Here is a 20,213-nt window from a genome sequence, read left to right on the forward strand (position 1 = left end):
CGAGTGTGTGAAGACGTCAGACATCTCCACTAAGCCCGGAGGTCCTCCCTTCTCACAGCCGAATCGTCAACAACGTCCCTGCCGAGTACAGCTAGAAGTGCGAAGTGGCGGATACCAGCGCTATGACGACGATGACTGTGGCAGCGAGGGTCAGATAGCCCAGGACCAGCCCAGCGATGGCCAAACCCCGTCCACCTTGGCCGGTGCGGTTGATCTGCGACAGCGCGATGTGCCCGAAGATGATGCCCAGTGGGAAGAAGTTCCAGGCTGCGATCAATGAAACTATTGCCATCGTATTGGTACCAACCGCTGTTGGATGCACACCGACGGCGCGGTCGGCGGTGACGGGCTCGCCGTCGGGCGTGTAGCCGACCACCGGATAGATCGGCTGACCGTCGATAGTGTGCCCGATCGGCGCTGGACCGGCGAGTTCTGCTGCCAGTGACGAAGCGGCTCGTGCGCGACGGCCCTCAACGATTATCCCGATCGCAGCGCTGTAGAAAATTAAACCGCCTACTGCGACACCAGCAAAAATGAGAATCAAAATCGGCGAAACACTGCCGTCGTAGCGGTGATGGTCAGTCCAGTGGATTACACCAAAGGTCCCCAGAATGATCAATGCGGCGGCTGCCGCCTGCACCCCGCACAGCTGGGCAACCCGCCGTCGGTTTGTCTTCGCCGACCAGATAGCGCCGATGGTGGCGATCGGCCATAGGAAGTAGACCGGCACGGTGAGCATAGAGAGCGCACCGAAGACAACTGTCGCGGTTCCCGTCGTCGCTTTCGCACGCGGTGCCGCATAGCGCTGCTGTTCTGCCGCAATCCCGTTCGTTGGTCTGCGTGCAGGTGCAAGTGCCGATTTAGGCTCGTCATGAGGACGAGGATCAGCGGCCTCTGCCTGGCTCCGGTGCTCGTCACGGTCACGCTGCTCCGCCCCCGATGGCACATCATCAACCCATAACTCCCAGCCAGGCGGGACGGGTCCCCATGCAGGGTTCGGTTTCCAGGCTGTCGTTGGCCTCCAACCCGGTGGTGGCGCGGGCCAGCTTGGCGGCGGGTTAAACCTCATGGCGATCACCGCCCACTTGCCCGGTCTTGCGACTCATCGCATTCCCTCCACAGAGCCGATCCTCTCCGGGCTTATCCGCTTGGATAACTGCGAAGCCGAGGTGCCGTTCCTGTAGCTCCGCTTGCATATGAATGACTCCGCCGAGTGGGCCGATGCGGTGGGGTGAGGGCTGTTGCTCCACCTGGGTGGGGACAGTGTTCATAGAACTTCCTAGTGGAACAGGTGGGCATGGTTATGACTTAGGGAGCGAATGCGCACCCGAGGTACTGGCTGGCAGGGTCCCGATAACTCGCTGGCAGAGTTATAACAACGCATCCCGCATGCGACCTACAGGCACGTCAATATCGTGGGCAGATTCGTCCGAACGGACGACACACTTGGTGCGAAGAACTATCTCGGTTGCTGGGCCCCCTGCGGGGGGCCAGCAGCACAGGGCACTCCCCGTCTGGATTGGCGACTCCCCACTACGGATTGGCGTCAGGGGTCGATGCCCGACAGCGCCGCATGAACTAGCCGGTGGGTAAAGGGAACAGGTCACGGATGGTGACCGGGACCGACGCCAGCAGCGCCAGGTCCTGATCCTGCATCAGCAGCTGGGCCGCCTCGACCGTCTCGTGCTCGACAAGGTGTAGATCTAGTCGAAGCACGGCCCGCGCTGGAGTGTGCGAACGCCGAATCGGGTGTCTCCGGACTCACCGGGATGATTCACTTGCCGAAGTCGGCAACGATTCGCAGATTCCTGCCGAGCGCGGCGACGTAGGACTGAAGTGTGCCGAGTTCGGTGTGCGACAGTTCCCCCCGGCGGAGAAGATCGAGAAGGCCGCGTTTACCCGCGCCGACCTGGTCGAGATCGTCGGCGCACAGCTGTCCGTCGACTCTGAGCGCACCCCCGTGAGCTGATCGAATCCCCTTCCGTCACGGGCCGGGCGCTTAGCTACCGCGTCGGCGTCGCCGCGAAAACCAGTTGTCGCGTGCGGGCTGCATGAAGTAGATCATGCGGTCGTTGAAGTGCAGGGCGGCCAGTTCTGGTGGTGGATCGACGGGAGGCGGCCCTTCGATGATGACGGGCAGGATCTCGGAGGGTTTCTCTTCATCGCCACCGTTGCGAGCCATCGCGTAGTGCAACTCCTTGAGCACCCACTCCGATTTTTTGGCTGCCGACGACCAGAAGAGAAAAAAAGACGTCACAGTAGTGGCCAACGAGCAACATAATCGATTGCTGGACAAACAAATACCGGATTTACTAGCAACCACCGCAAACGGTGGAGCGTTAATGCGTTGTTCGATGGTCGAGCGTGCCAAGCGCTGCCGTTGAGCTTCTTTCTCGTCAGGACTACTGGACTCAGCTGCAAGCACGCCCGCTTGTCTCCGAACTAAGCTCCAACGGACTGAATTACGCTCGTCAACGGTGCAGGGTTGAAGGGAGTCGGCCGTTGCGGTTGTTCACGTGCTACGCACGCGCGGATCGCGAGCGCCTGCGGCTGGTCCACAAGGCGCTGCTGGATGCGGGGCACCAGGGCTGGTTTGATGGCTTCATTCTTGCGGGCGAGGACTGGAAGGCCCGGCTGCAGGATGAGATTCAGGTGTGCGACGCTTTCCTGTACGCCATCTCGTCGGCGTCGATTGCGTCTGAGTGGTGCGCGTGGGAGTTGGCGCGGGCGATCGAGCTGGGCAAGCCCGTGGTTCCCGTTCTGCTCGAAGTCGGGGTCGACCTGCCGAACAGCGTCGCGCACCTTCATTTCGCCGATCTGACGACGACTGACGCGGAGGACAATCTTCGCCGTCTGCTGGGTGGGCTTGCCCGAATGGGTCGGGCGGTTTCGCGGCCAACGGTGCGTGAGACGCCTCACGGTGTGCCGGCGCAGGTTGCGTGGCGCAACGCGACGACCGTGCGGCAGCCGATCGGTCAACTCGGCGCGGACAATGTCTCTGCTGATTCGGGTTCGAGCGGAGGTGCGGGGTGGAGGCCGGGCCCGTGCGTCGGGATCGATTTCGGTACCGTGACGTCGCTGGTAGCAATCCTCGACAACGGACGGCCGCAACTGGTAGCAAATCGCTTGGGGCAGTTGGGTACCCCGTCGGCGGTCGGCATCGATCTTGCCGGAGTCGTAGTGGTGGGGGAGGTGGCTCGAAATCTGGCGTTGGTGCATCCGGACCGGGCCGAGCTGTACCCAAAGCGCCTATTCGGCACAACTCGCAAGCTGTACGTAGATGGTGTCGCTTACTCGGGTCCGCGACTGGCGTCGTACGTGCTTAAGCAACTCCGAGATGACGCGGCGGAGTATCTCGGCGATCCGATCGGCGGTGCCGTGATCACCGCTCCTGCGTCGTTCACTGCGGCCGAGCTCGCCGATTTATCCGAGGCGGCCCGATTGGCCGATCTACGCCTGTTGCGAGTGGTAGCAGAGCCGACAGCCGCGTGTCTCGCGTGGGGAATCGCTTTGGACGATGCAGAGAGGAGGGTCGTTGTCTTCGACCTCGGGGGTGGCACGTTCGACGTGTCCGTGCTCGAAACCGGAGAGGGCGTGGTCGAGGTGCGATCGATTGTCGGCGATGCGCATCTGGGTGGACGCGACTACGACCGCGCCCTGGCTGACTATTGCGTCGCGGAGTTCCTGAGCGAAACGGGTGTGGATCTCAGCGCCGATCCTGTTGCGCTGATGCGGATACGGGATGCGTGCGAGACGACGAAGGTCGCACTGTCGAGCGTCGACGCCGGCACGGTTACCGTGCCGTTCATCCACGGTGACGCCGGCGGCACCTACAACCTTGCGGTACCGATCACGCGTCATCAGTTCGAAGACCTCACCTACCACCTCACGGACGCAACGATCGACGCGTGCCGGACAGCGCTTGAGGGCTGCGGGGTGGCTGTCGACTCGATCGATGAACTGCTGCTGGTCGGGCTGGCGACACGAACACCGATGGTTCGCGAGAGCGCCGAACACTACTTCGACAAGCGTGCCCGCCGGGACCTGACACCTGACGCGATCGTGGCCCTTGGCGCCGCCGTCCAGGCAGGTGTTCTCACGGGATCGGTCACGGACATACTTCTGCTCGACGCCCGCGCGCATGACATCGCTGTGGAGACCCAATCCGGTGCGTCCGTCGTGGTCGTTCCCGCTGGGACAACGATCCCGACTCGGCGCCGTTGCCACTTGACGACGACCAACGAGCAATCCGTCATCTCGGTGCGACTCGCCGAACACGGCAGTCGTCGTGTTCCTGTCGCCGAGATGATCATCGATCACGTCCCGACCGGAGGTCGATACCCACCGTTGCTCGAGGTCGAGGCCGACATCGACCTCAATAGCGATGTCCATGTCGTTGCCCGCGTGTTGGGGACCGATCTCGAAATATCTAGCGACACCGAGACGTCGACAAGACCCGGGCTGCCGGCGGCACTGCCGATCGCGCTTTCCGAACCAGTCGCAGCGCGACAGATCTTGATCGAGGAGATCTATGGGCCTGAGCAAACCGATCTGACGTCAACCGTGGAAAAAATTCTACGAACAATTCAAGGCCACGAGCCCAACGTCGTAATCCAACGCAGCGATCGCTATCGGAACGAAACCCTTCATTGGCGAGCACGAGCAATCTCGATCGCGATGTACGCCGGCGATCGATCAACCGCCAGCTCGATCGTGGACGCCGTAACCGCCAAGGTCAGCCGAGCACTTCGCGACGCCAAAATCAACATCGTCGACACGACCACAGAGCCACCAGCCGCGTCGAAATAGACGCGCCTCACCAGAGCAATTCGGAGTAAGTCAAGCACGTATTAATCAGGCAAATGTGGTGCTGGCTGATGACTCGGAACGTGCCGAACGTCCCGCACCGGGAGTACGGGAGTGCTGCCCCCATGAACCCGGCAGACATTGGAACGTACGCCAACGCGTACGCCAACCAGGCCAAGATTCGGCAGTTGTCTCTCCATGTCCGCCGGTGTCCAGGGGTGTAGAAAACAGTCGCTGACCTGCGTAGAGGTCAGCACCGGTGGGCATGGGAACACGTGTGTGAACTCCGTTGTCATAGCTGAGGGTCAAGTGGTCGCAGGTTCAAATCCTGTCAGCCCGACAGTGAACGAGTAGGTCAGAGGCGGTTTCGGCGAAATCCGGAGCCGCCTTTTCCATACCCCTCGGGGTACCATAACCGCTTTATAACCCCTGAAGGGTACCCTTACTTTTTTGGCCCAGCCCGATCGCGTCGCCCAGCCTGTCCAGCGCGGCGCGGGCGGTTTCCGTGTAGATGTCGCAGGTAACGGTGATCGACGAGTGCCCCAGCACACTGGCGACCGCCCGGATGTAGTTGCCGCCCTTAGCATCTGCCAGGCGGCGTGGCTCAGGTTGGGCAGGTCGGACCATGTGGCGTCGGCGCCCAGTCCATCGCGTCGCGGTGCGCCCGGCGATCACGCCGGCTCCGGCGCGTATGACCACTTGACTCTTTATCAGGTGGTCACTCGCAGGTCGCTCGCGTGACCACTTGACCCTTGATGTAAGTGGTCACGTCCATAGCTGCAGACGATGCGTGAAGGCGGCGGCATGGCCAACGCCATCACCATCGACCGGTTGGGCTGACCTACTCGATGCGAACGAGTCGACTTGGGCGTTTTCAGCGATTGGCAGCGTTGGCAGCTCGGGAAAAGAGCACGTCACATCGTTGGCGACGTTGGCAACGGAGGACCGCTGTCGAAGCTACTGCGGACGCAATGCGGACGGTCGGTGCCTTGACGACGTGGAGTACACAACGGCATCACCTTCATGCACCCTGCGGTAATGCCGGTCGTAGTAATGCCTTCGCGCGACATGCGCTCGTCACCCCCTGCCGGGCGACGAGCGCGGTGGGGTGTGCATCCACACGAAGACCGCATCGTACGTCTTCCCTGGAAAGGGATTCGTACTCATCATTCTCTTGATTGCCGCGGGGCCGGGTTGGCTGAACTAACCCGGCGGTCCTGGCCTAGCCCGTGGGTCTCCGAAGCCTCAGACGGTTGTCCATGCCGGCTTGCTTGACCCGCGCACCACAAGTACCGGGTCACGCCAATAGGGCTTAGTTTCGGAGAACTGCACCGGCGGGGCCAGTCGGACCAATTCCCCGTAGGGAGTTTGGGCAGTGATGCTGTCCGGCGCCAGCAGCTGGTTCTCCTCGCCCGTCCCCGGGACGTCCGTGTCGAAGGTGCCCAACGAGTTGAACCACATCGCGCAGCGCGCCAGGTTAACCCGCACCTCGTAGCTGCCGCCCTCCTTGGCCCGGCGGATCAGCGCGGCCTGGATTCCCGCCGCGCCGAGGTAGCCGGCGATGAAGTCGTTCATCACGTACGTCGGGGGGAACTTGGGCTGTTCGGGGGTTCCCTCTAAGGTGGCGAACCCACTGACGCACAGCGCTTCCATGTCGAACCCACCACGGTCGGCCCAGGGCCCGTCGTGGCTGTAGGCCTTGACGGAGGCATAGACGATGCCGGGGCGGCGCGTCGCCAGTTCCTCGGGCGACATCCCCAGATCCGCAATCTTGCGGCCGCGGTAGCTTTCCACGAACACGTCCGCGTCGGCGGCCAGTTCGTAGGCCCTCTTGAGGGCTTCAGGATCTTTAAGATCCAGCCACGCCGAGGAGGTGAACCCGGCGCAGGGGTCCTGCATCAGGCCCTCGTTCTCAAACTCCTCAGGGTGGGAGATCTGAAGTACCTCGGCCCCGTGCTCGGCCAGCGTGCGGGCCATGACGTTGCCGGCGATCACGTGCGTGGCGGCCAGCACTCGCAGCCCCGAGAGCGGACGCGCCGCCGGGGTGAACGGCTCGGGATCACTGTCACCGATCTTGATGATCTCCACCAGCGGCTTCTCGGCCAGCTGCTTGCCCTGAGGGTGTGCCAACCATTCCTCGGGAGTGCGGACGATGGCGAAGACGAGCCCCGCTTTGGCAGCCGCCTCATCGAGTTCGGCGGAGTCCCACTTGGACACGGCCTCGGCGATCTGGTCATGGTCGGGCCCGCAGTGCAGGAAACTGGCCATTTCGTTCAGCAGGCGCGGGTAGGCGCCCGTGGGCAGGAAGAGCCGGCCGTCCTTGGTCCGGTACAGATCGAACCCCATTGGGTTGTCGATCCAATACGGCAGCTGATACGGGTAGCCGCTGACCGTGGGCCCGAATTTGTACATCGGGTTGATGCCGTGGATGGCCTTGCGCAGGTCCAGCGTCAGGTCCTGGCCACGCCCGGTGCGCTGGCGCCAAATTTCGGCGATTCCCGCCGCCCCGGCCATGATCGGGATGCTGACACACGCCCCGAGCCGATGCTTGCTCGGGAAAATCGGGTCTTCGCCGATGAAAGTGATGCTGCCGCCGGTGTCCTCGGGGGACAGTCCAAGATCGTGCATCACTGAGCGGAACTCCGCGTCGATGTCGAAGCCTCCAGAACTCTTAGAGGTATTGCTGGTCATGATGTTTCCTTTCAATGTGGCGGGATTATTCGGTTGTGTTTCTTCGATGCCGCGGTTGTAATTCCTTGGCACGAAACGTGTTTTCTTGTGTTGCGACCGGAGAGGCTCAGCGTGAGAACTCGGCTGACCTAGTTCTCGCGCTGGCCTCGGCCCAGGTGCTCGAGGCTTAGACGCGGGCTGCCGCGTACTTCTTCAGCTGGGCTTCGAGCGCCTCCGGCTTGGAGACGAGGCCGACGTCGCCGCCGCCATCACCGCGATCTTCGATGCCGAAATTGGGCACGAAATTGCGAATGCGGCCCTCCCGCACCAACTTCGACGGATAGTGCGGCACCTGCGGTGGCCCATCGCCGGCCGGGTTCGCCGTCCACCCGATGGTGTCGGGATCGGTGCCAGGCCATGCCGGCGGGCGGAGCGCCATCGACGGCGTATGGCTGAATGCAACCGGTGGAGCGAAACGCGTGAAGGTGCCCCACGGGCTGACCTGGTCCACGCCGTGCTCGACGAGGTCCTGCTCGGTGACCGGCGCATAGGGTTCGTCGTCGACCGACCCAACGAGCTCGTTGCCGAACGTAGAACTGCGTGTCAGCGAGGTATCGACGTGCCAGAAACCGCCGTGCTCTTCCCGCTCGGCCAGCGCAGCCACCACCGCGATGGCCAGCAGATAGCCGGTGAGGTGATCATTCATCAGCGCGGGAGTCACGGTCGGAGCCTGCAGCCCCACACCCTCGGAATGCAGGTGCGCGGTGCCGGTGACCGCCTGCGCAATCTGCTCAAATCCCCGGCGAGCGGCCCACGGCGTACCAATGGAGGCGAAGGATTCGGACCCATAAACGAGGTTGGGATTGATTTCCCGCAGCTCCCCATCGCTCAGGCCGAGACGGTCGAGCGCGCCGGGCCGCTGGCTGCTGAGTAACACGTCCGCGTCGGCGAGCAGGTCCACGAAGCGCTTCTTACCGTCGGGACTCTTGATGTCGATGAGCATGGATTTCTTGCCCCAGTTGACGCTCAGCCAGATCGGGGTTACCCAGTCACCGAGGGGCTTACGGACCGCGATGACATCGGCGCCCTGCTCGGCCAACACAAACCCGGCGGTGGGACCGGCAACGACGTTGGTCAGGTCAACCACCCGCACGCCTTCCAGTGGGCGATACTTGGCGTTGCCCAGCACGCGTGTCTTGGTGATGCCCTGCTGGTGGATGTCGAACAACGGCAGCTTGGCCGTCGCTGCGCCCTGGGGGTGGGCCAGCCATTCCTGCTGGGTGCGCACCACGCCCGCCGCTAGGTTGAGCCCACCGGCGACTTCATCCTCGAGCTGCTGCGCGGTGTACTTCTCGATCGCGGCCTGGATTGCCTCCGGGTTGTTCGGGGACCGCAGATGGCCCAGCAGTCCGTTGACCAAGTGTGGGAAAAGCCCAATCGTCCACACGTAGCGCCCGTCCTTCGTGCGATAGGCGCCGTTGTCGGCGCCCATTGGCCAGGTATCGAGCATGACCGAGTAGCCGTTGATGAATTGGGTCTGCAGTTCGTTGAGATGAAACCCAGCCAGCCGACGGTTAAGCGTCATCGTCTGCGTCGGCAAGCCGCGAACGCGGCCGAGATGTTCGACGACCGAGCCAAGCGCGCCCATGACACCAACGGCGTAGTCGTGCAGCTTGATCGGGCTCGGCAGGTACGACGCTCCAGGCTCCACGGTGATCTTCGACGAATCAATCGCGAAGGGAAGTGCGGCCGCGACCGCGTCATAGGCCTTCTTCTGGAAGGGATCGGTGATCATTTTGGTGCTCCTTCTTCTGAGAGATCTTTGCTAGTTGTTCGATCGTGTTTCTTCGATGCCGCGGTTCTGTAATCCCTTGGCAGGAAGCGTGTTTTCCCTAGGACAGGGCGATGTCCTCAAGATTGATGGAGATGATCACCGGCTCGGCCACCTTGCGGCCGTTCTCATCGGTGGGGTGCACGGAGTGATGCGTCGGGAAAACGAAGCCGTCGAAGCTCTGGTGACCCCAGGTGTAGTGCGCCGAGTCATTCTCGGCCGGGCCGAGAATGTCCACGCGGTAGTCATGGCGTCGGATTAGGCCCTGCGGGTCGATGTAGTAGGTCTGCACGCGCGAGTGGGTGGCGATGCGCTCGGGGAAGGTCACCTGCAGGCGGCGCCAGGTCTCGCCGTCCTCCTGCCACGGCTCGAGCTCGACGGTGGCGAAGCCCGGCTCGGCCCAAGTGAACGGCTCGGTGAGGTAGTTCCACATCGCGTAGCCCGCGAAGTACGCCGCGTGCAGCCGGTCCCACGGCGTCTGGAGGGTGTGGCCGCTGAAAGAGGCGCGGGGGTTTGTGCGCTCCTCGACTAGCCGGCCGTCCACGGTCTCGATGGCGACGCGCTCGGGGGTGTAAGTGGCGCGGAGGTCGGGGGCCGCGAACGGCGCCAGGGACGCGGACTGCAGGTTCGGTGTGAGCGTGAGCGTGTAGTGATCGAGGATGCCGGGCTGGCCCTTGAGGCCCCACAGCACACCGCCAGCGGAGACCTTAGCCGTCAGCTGGTCGAGCGAGCGCCAGCGGTCGAGGTCGCCGTGCGCGGTAATGACGGTGTCGAGCAGGTCAGACTTGGGCGTGTCTAATGCTGTGCTGGTCATGATGATGGTTCTCCGTTGTTTAAATGGACCGCAGAACGTGGGGCTCTGTTGTTGTCGATCGTGTCGAGCCGCAGCGGAAGCTGGGTAGACCCGTTGAGGCTGGTAGCGGCGGGGCGACGTTTAGGCTGGACATGTGGGTAAGGCCAACCACCTGGGCGAGTACCTGCGGGCACGGCGCGCGCGGGTGACCCCCGCCGAGGTGGGACTGGTGCCGGGGCCGCGACGGCGACTTGCGGGGTTGCGCCGCGACGAATTGGCCATGTTGGCCGGTATCAGCAGCGAGTACCTACAACGCCTGGAGCAGGGCCGCGACCGACACCCCTCCACCGAAGTCCTCGACTCGATCGCCCGGGCACTGCGCATGGACGCCACAGCGACCGCGCACCTGCATCAGCTCGCTTACCCGACCTCCCGGCCACACCGCGCGCCGCACGAGCATGTTTCGGCTGCGATCGCAGAACTGATCGACGAGTTTCGCGTGCCTGCGGTCGTCGTGAACCGGTATCGAGACGTGCTGGCCGCAAACCTGATCGCCTGCGCGTTGTCACCGGGATATGAAGTGGGACAGAATATCCCGCGTTGGCTTTTCGTAGATCCCGCGGCCAAGCAGCTGTTTCCCGACTGGGACGACGCGGCCGCCGTGACCGTCCGGCTCCTCCGGGAAGGCTCCGCCGATGATCCCGGCGATCCCCAGCTCCTGGCACTCATCAGCGAACTGTCCAGTGCCAGCGAGCGATTCAAGAAGCTGTGGGAACAGGCCGACGTGGGATCCCCCGTAGCGATCGGCCACTTCCGCCATCCAGAGGTAGGGGATCTATACCTCACCCACACCCAGCTCCACCTCGCCCAGGCACCCGGCCAAGACATCTTCACCTGGCACGCACCAGCCAACAGCGCAACGGCACATGCGCTCGACCAGCTACGTGCATCGCTGCCAAACAATTCGGTGCCTCACCGCTGAGAAATGAAATCTGTGCATCTCTGGCGTCCAAGCCGTGATGGATGCGAGCGAACGTGCCGCGATCCGAGCCGAGGGCTACGACCCCGATAACCCCGATGTGGTGGCTGCACTAGACCCGGTGCGCGCCGAGTTGGCTGCAATCGGTAACTAGTCAAGGTTCATCGCGTTTGGCACGGCACGTCCAGCCTGTGAGGCTGCTGTAAACGCCTGACGGCTGTTCGTTTCGACAATCGCGGTTCGCGCCGCCGCGGCCAGGGCTGGGTAGACCCGTTGAGGCTGGTAGCGGCGGGGCGACGTTTAGGCTGGACATGTGGGTAAGGCCAACCACCTGGGCGAGTACCTGCGGGCACGGCGCGCGCGGGTGACCCCCGCCGAGGTGGGACTGGTGCCGGGGCCGCGACGGCGACTTGCGGGGTTGCGCCGCGACGAATTGGCCATGTTGGCCGGTATCAGCAGCGAGTACCTACAACGCCTGGAGCAGGGCCGCGACCGACACCCCTCCACCGAAGTCCTCGACTCGATCGCCCGGGCACTGCGCATGGACGCCACAGCGACCGCGCACCTGCATCAGCTCGCTTACCCGACCTCCCGGCCACACCGCGCGCCGCACGAGCATGTTTCGGCTGCGATCGCGGAACTGATCGACCAGTTCCTAATGCCGGCGGTCGTCGTGAGCCGGTATCAAGATGTGCTGGCGGCAAACCCGATCGCTTGCGCGCTGTTCCCAGGATTTCAAGTGGGACAAAATCTCTCGCGCTGGCGCTTCCTGGATCCCGCGGCCAAGCAGGTCTTTCCCGATTGGGAAGAAGCGACCGCCCTGGCTGTTGGGGGCCTACGGGCACTGTCTGCCGAGGATCCCGACGATCCCCGGCTGCTCGCACTCATCAGCGAACTGTCCAGTGCCAGCGAGCGATTCAAGAAGCTCTGGGAAAACGCCGACGTCGGATACACCAAAGGCATCACCCACTTGCGGCATCCAGAGGTCGGCGATCTCTACCTGACCCGGACGAAGCTTGACCTGCCCAATACCGGTGGCGCACATATCATTACCTACCACTCACCGCCCAACAGCACATCGATGCGCGCACTCGACCAGCTACGCGCATCGCTGCGAAAAAATTCGGAGTCTGACCGTTGACAAACGGGGTCGATCAGGCCAATGCATTCCGCCGACATGGCGTCCACTTCGAATACCTGTGAGTCGGCTCGAGCAGCGGCAACGGCCCGGCTGTGGCGCGTCCGCCCGGCCAATGGGCCGCGTAAGGGAACTTGCTACGACGGGTGGTGGACTTTGCTGGGCTATGTCGAACCATCCCGATGCAGCCCACTTGTTTTCGGCGGCGCAGGCAGATCGCCGGATATGTTGGGGCGCACCGAAGAAAAGACAGCCGCCCAGTTGGCGCTGCGCGGACTGGGTGGCTGGGGGAGAGGGCGAGGGGGTCGGGCGACGGTGCGGGACACGGGATCGCGAGGGATGCGGGCCCCTGGTTCTAAACCAGACCGATCCTGGCGGCCGCCGACTGCACCACCCGTGCGAGAGACAGCGGAAGAGGCGCGGTCTTTCTTTCCGTTGCTACCGCTGATCCCGAAATGGGCGCTGAAGCGGATCGCTGCCGCGCTGTTGGGCTTCGACGGCCAGCCGGTGTCGTGCTCCAACATGGGTGATCTTTCCCCCGATGTCGCGCGACCTGACGGCACCGACGCAGAGTACGTCTACCTGCGCGGCGTGAATCAACAGATGACCAGACGAGAGCATTAACGTGCCAACGGCGAGCTCGTTGTGGTGTCGGGCCGCATCTCGGGCAAGGTGTCCATCGGCGTCGTCGCCTATCAGCCTGGTGGCGAGAATTCGAAACCTGCACTGCGCGACCTGGCGACTAAGACGCTGGCGGAGTTCGAGCTCACCGGCATCATCGACTGACCGTTCGCCATGCGCTTCACAGAGCGGATGTCGTTTCACCGGGTTAGCTGCCGTGTATCCCGGCCCCGACCATGATCACGCCGATCACAGCGAGCAACACCGCAAAATCTCGGCGGGTGCGTGAGGACACCCAGCCCTGCAGCCACGCCACCCATTGACGTGTTCGCTCTGGGGTAAACATGGACAATAGCAGCGGAATGGCAACCACGATGTTGCCCACTACGACAAAGCTGAGCAGCTGTCCGGCCTGAACGATCGGTGCGGCGCCAGACGCGGCGATCAACATCAACAGCGCCATGTAATCGACCGAGGGCACCGCGACACCTAGGCCCATCGCGCCCGACAGCAATGGCGAGTCCGCATGTACCAGGCGTCGGGTGACTGTCGACAGCGTGGTCAACGCTCGGTTCGGAGCTTGCTGCAAGGGCGCCCCAGCCGGATCGACGCCGACCTTTGAGCGGGGTCGAGATTGGCTGATGGCCAGCACCGCGGCGACGAGCAATGCGATGACGCCCATGCCGATCTGGACCTTCGCACCGCTGATGTTGAGCCCGGTGAGAAGGCTGCGGTGAAACACGAACAGCACAAGGAGCCCGACTCCGGTTGTCACCGCGAAGGTCGTGAGCAGAAAGGCCAGCAAATGCACAATCGGTCGAGGCTTGCTGAGCATCAGCGTAATGATGCCGATCCGGGCTGGTTCGAGGTTCACTGCCAAGGCCAGTACCAGCACGGTCACCCACATGCGTGCCGAGTCTACCCACTATCGGATTCAAGCCGAGTCCGACTTGAGGAGTCAAACTCTGCGAGCAGCTACTTCGACGATATCTGCAGCGCTGGTGATGCTCATCGCGGGTTCGGTCATCTCGGTAGCGATCTGCCGTGCACGAGCCAGACATTCAGGAGTGAGGATCGAGCGCAGGGTGGCAGTCAACCTGCCCGGGGTTATGCGCGAAAACCGAAGCGATGCACCGATTTTCAGGCGTTTCACCTGTTGGGCCCAGATGGGCTGGTCTGCGACTGACCACAATATCAGAGTGGGAACCCCGGATCTTATGCCTGCGGCGGTCGTGCCTGCTCCGCCGTGGTGCACGACTGCACGACACAGGGGGAACATAGCGGCGTAGTTCACCGCCTTCACCAACTTGACGTGGTCGGCGTGCGGGATGTCGCTCAGATCCCATGACCCGACACTGATCAACGCCCGCTCGCCCAGTTCGGCGCAGACCGAAGTGATCATGGTGACGATTTCGGCGGGGGACCGGACCGGCGTACTGCCGAATCCGAAATAGATCGGCCGTGTACCGGCGGCGATCCAAGATGCCACTTCCTCGTCCGATTCGGTCACAAACTCACGTGTTATCGAGCCGACGAAAGGCCGCTTGCCGCACCACTCCTCGTTCAATCCCGGGAACAGTCGCCCGTCGTATGCTTGTATCTCGGTCGCGCACTCGACGACTCGCCGAACAGAGTTGATCCTGGTTGTGGGCAGCCCAAGGGCACTTCGTTGTGCATCTTCGGCTTCCTTCTGGGCGCGCCAGAACACCCATTCGGCCACTCCGAAAGCGGGACGGATCAATTGGCGTGGCAAGGCGAACGGGAGGATGTGGCGATTTGGGCGCATCGGGAAGTAATGCAGCGTGACAAGCGCGATGCCGTGGTGTTCCGCGACATTGGCGGCGATCTCTTGGTAGGTGGTACCAGTAAGGATGACGTCGGCGCCATCGGCCAAACCGGCCAACACCGCGCCCATATCTGACCAGCCCCGAGTCATATACTCTCGGCCTTCGCGGACAGTGGTCAGGGGATTCTTCAGTTTCCACCAGTCCTGCGGCGCATTTTCCTGCATTTGTTCGTCGGAGTCCACGCCGTAGGCGACGACCGCCGAAAGGCCGGAAGCCTCAGCGAAGCCGACGAGATTGGGTGGGCACGCAAAGCGCACCTCGTGCCCACGATCGCGAAGGTCCAGCGCTACGGCGAGGCAAGGTTCGACGTCTCCGCGGGTACCGTGGACTGCCACGGCGATTTTCATCCGGCGACCTGCCCCGTTCCGATGTGTTGGTCAGACTGCCGGTGGCGGCGCCGATAAAACCGACCCGTCCGGTTTGAGGAATTCGCCCTATCGCCTAACACGCAGCCATTAGAGCACAGCGTGCGGGTACCCACTCAGGCGGTTCTGTAAGGGGAATTACCTCGGCAATGGTGGCGCTGCCCGTCGATGGTTCACCACTCCTCTGCGTCGCTACCATTACCGTCTACCCCAAGAAGTCCAGAGAATCTGTCGCCGCGTCAGCAAACCGGATCGCGGCATAGTCACCCTTATCAGGAATCGTCCTGCGATCAAGACTGGTTCCCTGGACCGCCCAGGGCAACTTCTTCGATTATTCGGAAAGATTGCGTTCATGACCAGTTCACCAACGCTGGTGCGCTCGATCTACACGGGGTTCTAGGGTGATGGACTATGCGCACGGCGTTCCATGAACAACTGGACTTGCTGACTGAAATGCTCAGCACCATGTGCGGCCTCGCCGGTTCGGCGATGGACCGTGCGACGCAGGCGTTGTTACACGCGGACCTGACGCTGGCCGAACAGGTTATTACCGACCACGACAAGCTTTGCCTTCTGCAGACCAGCATCGAAGAAGCTGCGTTTGCGTTGCTCGCGTTGCAGGCACCTGTCGCCGGCGACCTGCGCATTGTCTTTGGTTCCATCCAGAGCGTGGCCGACGCTGAACGGATGGGCGCTTTGGCATTGCACGTCGCCAAAATCGCTCGCCGCCGCCATCCCGACCATGCCTTGCCCGAGGAGGTCACACGCTACTTCGCCGAGATGGGACGGATTGCCGTAGACCTCGGCAACAGCGCCAAAGACGTTGTGCTCTCGCGTGATCCAAAGCAGGCTGCTCAGATCAGCCGGGATGACGATGCGATGGATCAACTTCACAGGGAGCTGTTCAGCGTGTTGATAGATAAGGAATGGAAACACGGCGTCGTGGCAGCCGTGGATGTCACCCTGCTGAGTCGGTTCTACGAACGTTTCGCGGACCACGCCGTAGAGATAGGGCGTCGCGTTGTCTTTGAGGCGACAGGGGAAGCGGTCGAAGCGTAGAACATGTGACCGGTCACTTCGGCACCTGTCGCGTCCCGGCCCCCAGAGCCACGTTCGCACAAACGACTGGCCCTCACCCTGGGCACCGGATCGTGTTGTACACCAATACGCAAGTCCAAATGCAGCGCATAGCGCGTCTCGGAGAACACGGCGCCGTGAGGTTCTCTAACCCATCGTCCCTGGTGGAGGTGGGCCAGCCTGCACTCCTTCGTGCCCTTTCTCGCTAATCAGCACCGTCACCACGTGGTGACAGTACCGCAGCACCCAGTAGTTGCGCCCCTGCCGGTGAGAGACGGCGCGGTGCGTCTGGCACACCGGACAATGCCTGGTCACAGGGGGTGTGGGTGCTGCGGGAGTGCTCACGGGGTGTGCTCCTAGTTACCTTGCGATGCCCTCATTGCGATGCGACATATAGATTCTGTTGCAACTTTACAAACCGGTCAATTTTTGTGAAGAAGCCGTTACGAGGTATTCGCGCTGCTGGGCTTCACAGGGAGCTGTTCAGCGTCTTGATAGATAAGGAATGGAAGCACGGCGTCGTGGCAGCCGTGGATGTCACCCTGTTGGGTTCAGTGATCGCCCAGAACGTGCCGAAGAATTTCGTGCGCGACGGCCCGAACAAGTGACTCCGACTGTACACCAAACCAGCCATTCGACGTGGTCACAACTCGGCGCTTCGGGACCGCGATACACGGGAAGCGTCCTCACTGAATTCGAGTAGTCGACTACGCAGGCCGCAATGCTGCGGGCGCCATAGAGTTCAGCCCGATAACACCACAATGCCGTTCAGGTGACGACGCACCGGAATAGGCCCCGACCTCGCTGGCCTAGTTGTGAGCGCGATGAGAATGAGCGAGAGGAACATAATCATGCGAATGAGTCGACAGACCCAAACATGTTCCCCAGCAATGGAATTGGTGACGCCGCTCCCCTCCTCAGCGGCCGCTGTTTATCCTCGCGGGCTTTACCGGCAACCTCGATTTCCAGCGGGTTCGGCGTCATGAATCAGCGCAAGGCGTCGCCGGTCGTCGCCATTCTGGGCGGAGGCGTCGCAGGGATGAGCGCAGCACACGAGCTCGCCGAACGCGGGTTCCGCGTCACCGTTTACGAAGCAAACAACACCCAGGGCGGCAAGGCCCGGAGCATCTTCGTACCCGGCACGGCGACCCCGGGTCGGCGCGGCCTACCCGGTGAGCACGGCTTCCGGTTCTTCCCTTCGTTCTATCGGCACTTGCCGGACACGATGAGGCGCATCCCATTTGGGCAAAATCCGAACGGTGTGTTCGACAATCTCGTCGGCACCGATCGCACGCGTGTCTTGAAGACCGACGGCCAGGGGTTCGACATGGTCACGCACTTCCCCCGGTCACTCGACGATATCCGCGCGATGCATCCGAACGCGTGGTACGGAAAGATGGGTATCCCGATCGAGGACACGCGTGAGTTCTTGCGATGCGCCTTGCAGTTCATGACGAGCTGCAAAGAGCGACGCCTCGCGGAATACGAGGACGTTACGTATTGGGACTTTCTCGGGTGCGATCAGAGGCACCCGAACTTTCAGCTCTATTTCGGTGAGGTCGCCGTGCAAGCGCTCGTGGCGATGCAACCGCGTGTCGCGAGTGCCCGGACGACGGTGAGCGTCGGGCTGCAGCTTTGGATCGACCACATGAAGCGGGGCACACGCGTCGCCCGCGTGCTCAACGGCCCGACGCACGACGCATGGCTCGACCCGTGGCTGCAGTACCTCTTCGAGCGTGGCGTCGACTTTCGCTTCGATTCTCGAGCAGTGAAACTGGACTGCGAAAGCGGTCTGATCACTGGTGCGCGTCTCGCGAATGGCGGTGTCGTACACGCCGACTATTACGTCGCCGCCGTGCCAGCCGAGCGCATGACGCTGCTTGTCGACGAGAACATCGCTGCGGCCGATCCCGCGCTCTCGAAGATCGCGCGGCTCACCACCGAGTGGATGACCGGCGCACAACTCTTCATGCGGCTCGACGTACCCCTCGCTCCGGGCCACGTCATCTTCTTGCATGCGCCGTGGGCACTCACGTGCGTTTCGCATCCGCAATATTGGGCGCCGGGAACGATGCGCTCGTTCGGCGACGGCCGCGCCGAAGGCCTTCTCTCCATTTGCCTCTCGGATTGGTCCAAGCCTGGGACGTTCGTGAAAAAGCCCGCGCGCGCGTGCACGGTGGACGAGATCCGCCACGAGATCTGGGAGCAGGTCAAAGCGCACGTCGCTGCTTCAGGGCAGCGCGCGCTCGCCGATGACGACCTGCTCCACTTCTATCTTGCGGACAGCGTGACGCCTGACGAGGATGGCCGCCTCACGAATCAAGAGCCGCTCCTGGTCAACACGGTGGGTTCGTGGTGGAATCGCCCCGAGGCGACCACCCGTATCTCCAATCTGATGCTCGCCGCTGACTACGTGCGAACGCACACCGACATCGCGACCATGGAGGGCGCGAACGAAGCGGCACGTCGCGCGGTGAATGCGATCATCCAAGATTCGGGGAGCACTGCCGCGCCGTGCGCAATCTGGCCACTCAACGAGCCGGGTATCTTCGCGCCGCAGCGAAAGTTCGACGAGCTCTGCTTCCGTCGCGGCCTTCCGCACATCCTCACGCCGATGCTCGGCTCTACGCCGGGCGTGAAGAAACCAACGCCACCAGTCGCGACCATGCCATCGAACGCAGGCCCCGCGCACGACGGCGAGCTGGAGGTGGACGTTCTCGTGATCGGCGCCGGCCCCGCGGGCGCGTCGACGGCCCTCAACCTCCTGCGCAAGGACGCGTCGTGGGCGAATCGGATCGTTATGGTTGATCGCGCAGAGCTTCCGCGCCACAAGTTGTGCGGAGGCGCGGTCACGCACCTCGGGGCGAAAGTTCTCACGCGGATGGGCCTGTCCTTCGATGTACCGCACGTTCCCGTGCGCGAAGTGCGGGTCGTATACGGCGGAGAAGCATGCACATTTCGCGGCAATCCGGTGTTGCGTATCTCGAGGCGTGAGGTCTTCGATCATTGGCTTGTGAAGAAAGCCGAGGACGCTGGCGTGCGCGTCAGGCAGGGAGAGAAGGTCACGGCACTCGTTCAACATCGCGACTATGTGCACGTGACGACTGATCGCGGTGCATTTCGCGCGCGGGTGGTGGTGGCTGCCGATGGATCGAAGAGCACCGTGCGTCGGCTTCTCGGCTTGCGCGATGCCAACCATGTCGCACGTCTGCTCGAGGTGCTCACGCCCGAGCCAGAGGGCACACCCGAGTTTCGCGACGGTGTCGCCGTCTTCGAGTTCGGTCGCGTTACAACGGGGCTGGCTGGTTATTACTGGGACTTTCCGAGCATGATCGCCGGCCAGCCGGTCATGAATCGTGGTGTCTACGATGGCCTTTCGCGAAAGCAACTGGAGGGCGCTGCGCTTCGCGCATCGCTCTCATCGTCGCTAGAGTCGCGTGGCCTCGATCTTGAGGAGCTCGAACTGAAGGGCCATCCGATTCGCACATTCAATCCCGGCGGCCCGCTTTCCGTGCAGCGCGTCCTCCTCGCCGGCGATGCTGCGGGAGTCGATCCGCTTTATGGCGAAGGCATCTCATTTGCGCTCGGCTATGGCGAAGCAGCCGCCGACGCAATTCATGCAGCGTTCGAGCGCGGGCAGTTCGACTTCAAGGATTATGCGCGCCTTGTGCGGCGTCACCCGCTGCTTGGTCAACTGCCGGTGCGCGCGCAAGTCGCAAAACTCGGCAAGCACGTGAAGGATCCGCGCGCGATCGCGTTTCTATGGAAGGTGGGCGCTCACGCCCTGAAGCAGACACGTTGGAACGACGGCGATTTCAACCCAGCGGCGGCAGACCATTGGCTGTTGCGCGCCTGAGGAGCTGGCACTCGATCACAGATTCTCGAGCGACAAGCAGGGTTGTCCGTGACGGTGGTATGCGTCGGACGTATCAGCGCAAGTCGCTAGCGTAGGCAAGGAACGCAGACTCTGGGTAGCCCTACGGAGGATCTTTGAAACGCCCTGGTTTCCCCGGAGGCTCGTGCTATTGGATTTCGACCAGGGGTTGGTCGTTCCGTTGGGCATCGTAGAACGCGGCTTCGTACTCG

At 62.7% G+C, this 20,213-nt stretch carries 15 protein-coding genes and 2 pseudogenes; 8 read left to right on the forward strand and 9 right to left on the reverse strand.

Annotated elements, in window-relative coordinates:
- Positions 1 to 91: 91 nt before the first annotated feature.
- The 4 genes and pseudogenes from M2432_RS27280 to M2432_RS27295 form a co-directional block, all read right to left on the reverse strand.
- Positions 92 to 739 carry a DUF4190 domain-containing protein gene (locus M2432_RS27280; RefSeq protein WP_280829980.1) on the reverse strand — a complete coding sequence of 216 codons (648 nt, stop codon included), beginning with the start codon at positions 737 to 739 and terminating at the stop codon, positions 92 to 94.
- Positions 740 to 1,578: 839 nt separating this feature from the next.
- Positions 1,579 to 1,716 carry a hypothetical protein gene (locus tag M2432_RS27285; protein ID WP_280829981.1) on the reverse strand — a complete coding sequence of 46 codons (138 nt, stop codon included), beginning with the start codon at positions 1,714 to 1,716 and terminating at the stop codon, positions 1,579 to 1,581.
- 58 nt (positions 1,717 to 1,774) lie between these two features.
- Positions 1,775 to 1,867, reverse strand: a pseudogene (locus M2432_RS27290) (transcriptional regulator); the annotation flags it as partial.
- A gap of 132 nt (positions 1,868 to 1,999) precedes the next feature.
- Positions 2,000 to 2,425: a hypothetical protein gene (locus M2432_RS27295; protein ID WP_280829982.1), complete on the reverse strand. Its 426-nt coding sequence runs from the start codon at positions 2,423 to 2,425 to the stop codon at positions 2,000 to 2,002.
- A gap of 77 nt (positions 2,426 to 2,502) precedes the next feature.
- On the opposite strand from M2432_RS27295, the gene M2432_RS27300 reads away from it, so the two are divergent.
- The gene (locus tag M2432_RS27300) at positions 2,503 to 4,809 is read left to right on the forward strand and encodes an Hsp70 family protein (RefSeq protein ID WP_280829983.1); all 2,307 of its coding nucleotides are present in this window, start codon (positions 2,503 to 2,505) and stop codon (positions 4,807 to 4,809) included.
- Positions 4,810 to 6,051: 1,242 nt separating this feature from the next.
- On the opposite strand, the gene M2432_RS27305 is transcribed toward M2432_RS27300, so the two are convergent.
- The 3 genes from M2432_RS27305 to M2432_RS27315 form a co-directional block, all read right to left on the reverse strand.
- Positions 6,052 to 7,497, reverse strand: coding sequence for a CoA transferase (locus M2432_RS27305; protein ID WP_280829984.1), 1,446 nt, complete (start codon positions 7,495 to 7,497; stop codon positions 6,052 to 6,054).
- Positions 7,498 to 7,663: 166 nt separating this feature from the next.
- Complete coding sequence (locus M2432_RS27310) at positions 7,664 to 9,271, reverse strand: CoA transferase (RefSeq protein WP_280829985.1); 1,608 nt, start codon at positions 9,269 to 9,271, stop codon at positions 7,664 to 7,666.
- Between the two features lie 97 nt (positions 9,272 to 9,368).
- Positions 9,369 to 10,121, reverse strand: coding sequence for a hypothetical protein (locus M2432_RS27315; protein ID WP_280829986.1), 753 nt, complete (start codon positions 10,119 to 10,121; stop codon positions 9,369 to 9,371).
- A gap of 133 nt (positions 10,122 to 10,254) precedes the next feature.
- On the opposite strand from M2432_RS27315, the gene M2432_RS27320 reads away from it, so the two are divergent.
- The 4 genes from M2432_RS27320 to M2432_RS27335 all read left to right on the forward strand — a co-directional run bounded on the left by M2432_RS27320 (position 10,255) and on the right by M2432_RS27335 (position 13,003).
- Entirely contained in the window at positions 10,255 to 11,082 is an 828-nt protein-coding gene (locus M2432_RS27320) for a helix-turn-helix transcriptional regulator (RefSeq protein WP_280829987.1), read from the forward strand.
- Positions 11,083 to 11,392: 310 nt separating this feature from the next.
- Complete coding sequence (locus tag M2432_RS27325) at positions 11,393 to 12,220, forward strand: helix-turn-helix transcriptional regulator (RefSeq protein WP_280829988.1); 828 nt, start codon at positions 11,393 to 11,395, stop codon at positions 12,218 to 12,220.
- 393 nt (positions 12,221 to 12,613) lie between these two features.
- Complete coding sequence (locus tag M2432_RS27330) at positions 12,614 to 12,841, forward strand: hypothetical protein (protein WP_280829989.1); 228 nt, start codon at positions 12,614 to 12,616, stop codon at positions 12,839 to 12,841.
- Positions 12,842 to 12,862: 21 nt separating this feature from the next.
- Positions 12,863 to 13,003: a hypothetical protein gene (locus M2432_RS27335; RefSeq protein ID WP_280829990.1), complete on the forward strand. Its 141-nt coding sequence runs from the start codon at positions 12,863 to 12,865 to the stop codon at positions 13,001 to 13,003.
- Between the two features lie 43 nt (positions 13,004 to 13,046).
- Here M2432_RS27335 and M2432_RS27340 read toward each other — a convergent pair whose 3' ends face one another.
- A complete protein-coding gene (locus tag M2432_RS27340; protein ID WP_280829991.1) occupies positions 13,047 to 13,745 on the reverse strand; it encodes a GAP family protein in 699 nt (232 codons plus the stop codon).
- 51 nt (positions 13,746 to 13,796) lie between these two features.
- Positions 13,797 to 15,032 (reverse strand): glycosyltransferase, encoded by a 1,236-nt coding sequence (locus M2432_RS27345; RefSeq protein WP_280829992.1) that lies wholly within the window; start codon positions 15,030 to 15,032, stop codon positions 13,797 to 13,799.
- 429 nt (positions 15,033 to 15,461) lie between these two features.
- Between M2432_RS27345 and phoU the strand changes: the two genes are divergently transcribed.
- The 3 genes and pseudogenes from phoU to M2432_RS27360 all read left to right on the forward strand — a co-directional run bounded on the left by phoU (position 15,462) and on the right by M2432_RS27360 (position 19,983).
- Entirely contained in the window at positions 15,462 to 16,109 is a 648-nt protein-coding gene (gene phoU / locus M2432_RS27350) for a phosphate signaling complex protein PhoU (RefSeq protein WP_280829993.1), read from the forward strand.
- Between the two features lie 485 nt (positions 16,110 to 16,594).
- A pseudogene (locus tag M2432_RS27355) lies at positions 16,595 to 16,675 on the forward strand (phosphate transport system regulatory protein PhoU); the annotation flags it as partial.
- Between the two features lie 434 nt (positions 16,676 to 17,109).
- Positions 17,110 to 19,983: an FAD-dependent oxidoreductase gene (locus M2432_RS27360; RefSeq protein WP_280829994.1), complete on the forward strand. Its 2,874-nt coding sequence runs from the start codon at positions 17,110 to 17,112 to the stop codon at positions 19,981 to 19,983.
- Positions 19,984 to 20,213 lie beyond the last annotated feature (230 nt).

Source organism: Mycobacterium sp. OTB74, assembly GCF_029892685.1.
Lineage (GTDB): Bacteria > Actinomycetota > Actinomycetes > Mycobacteriales > Mycobacteriaceae > Mycobacterium.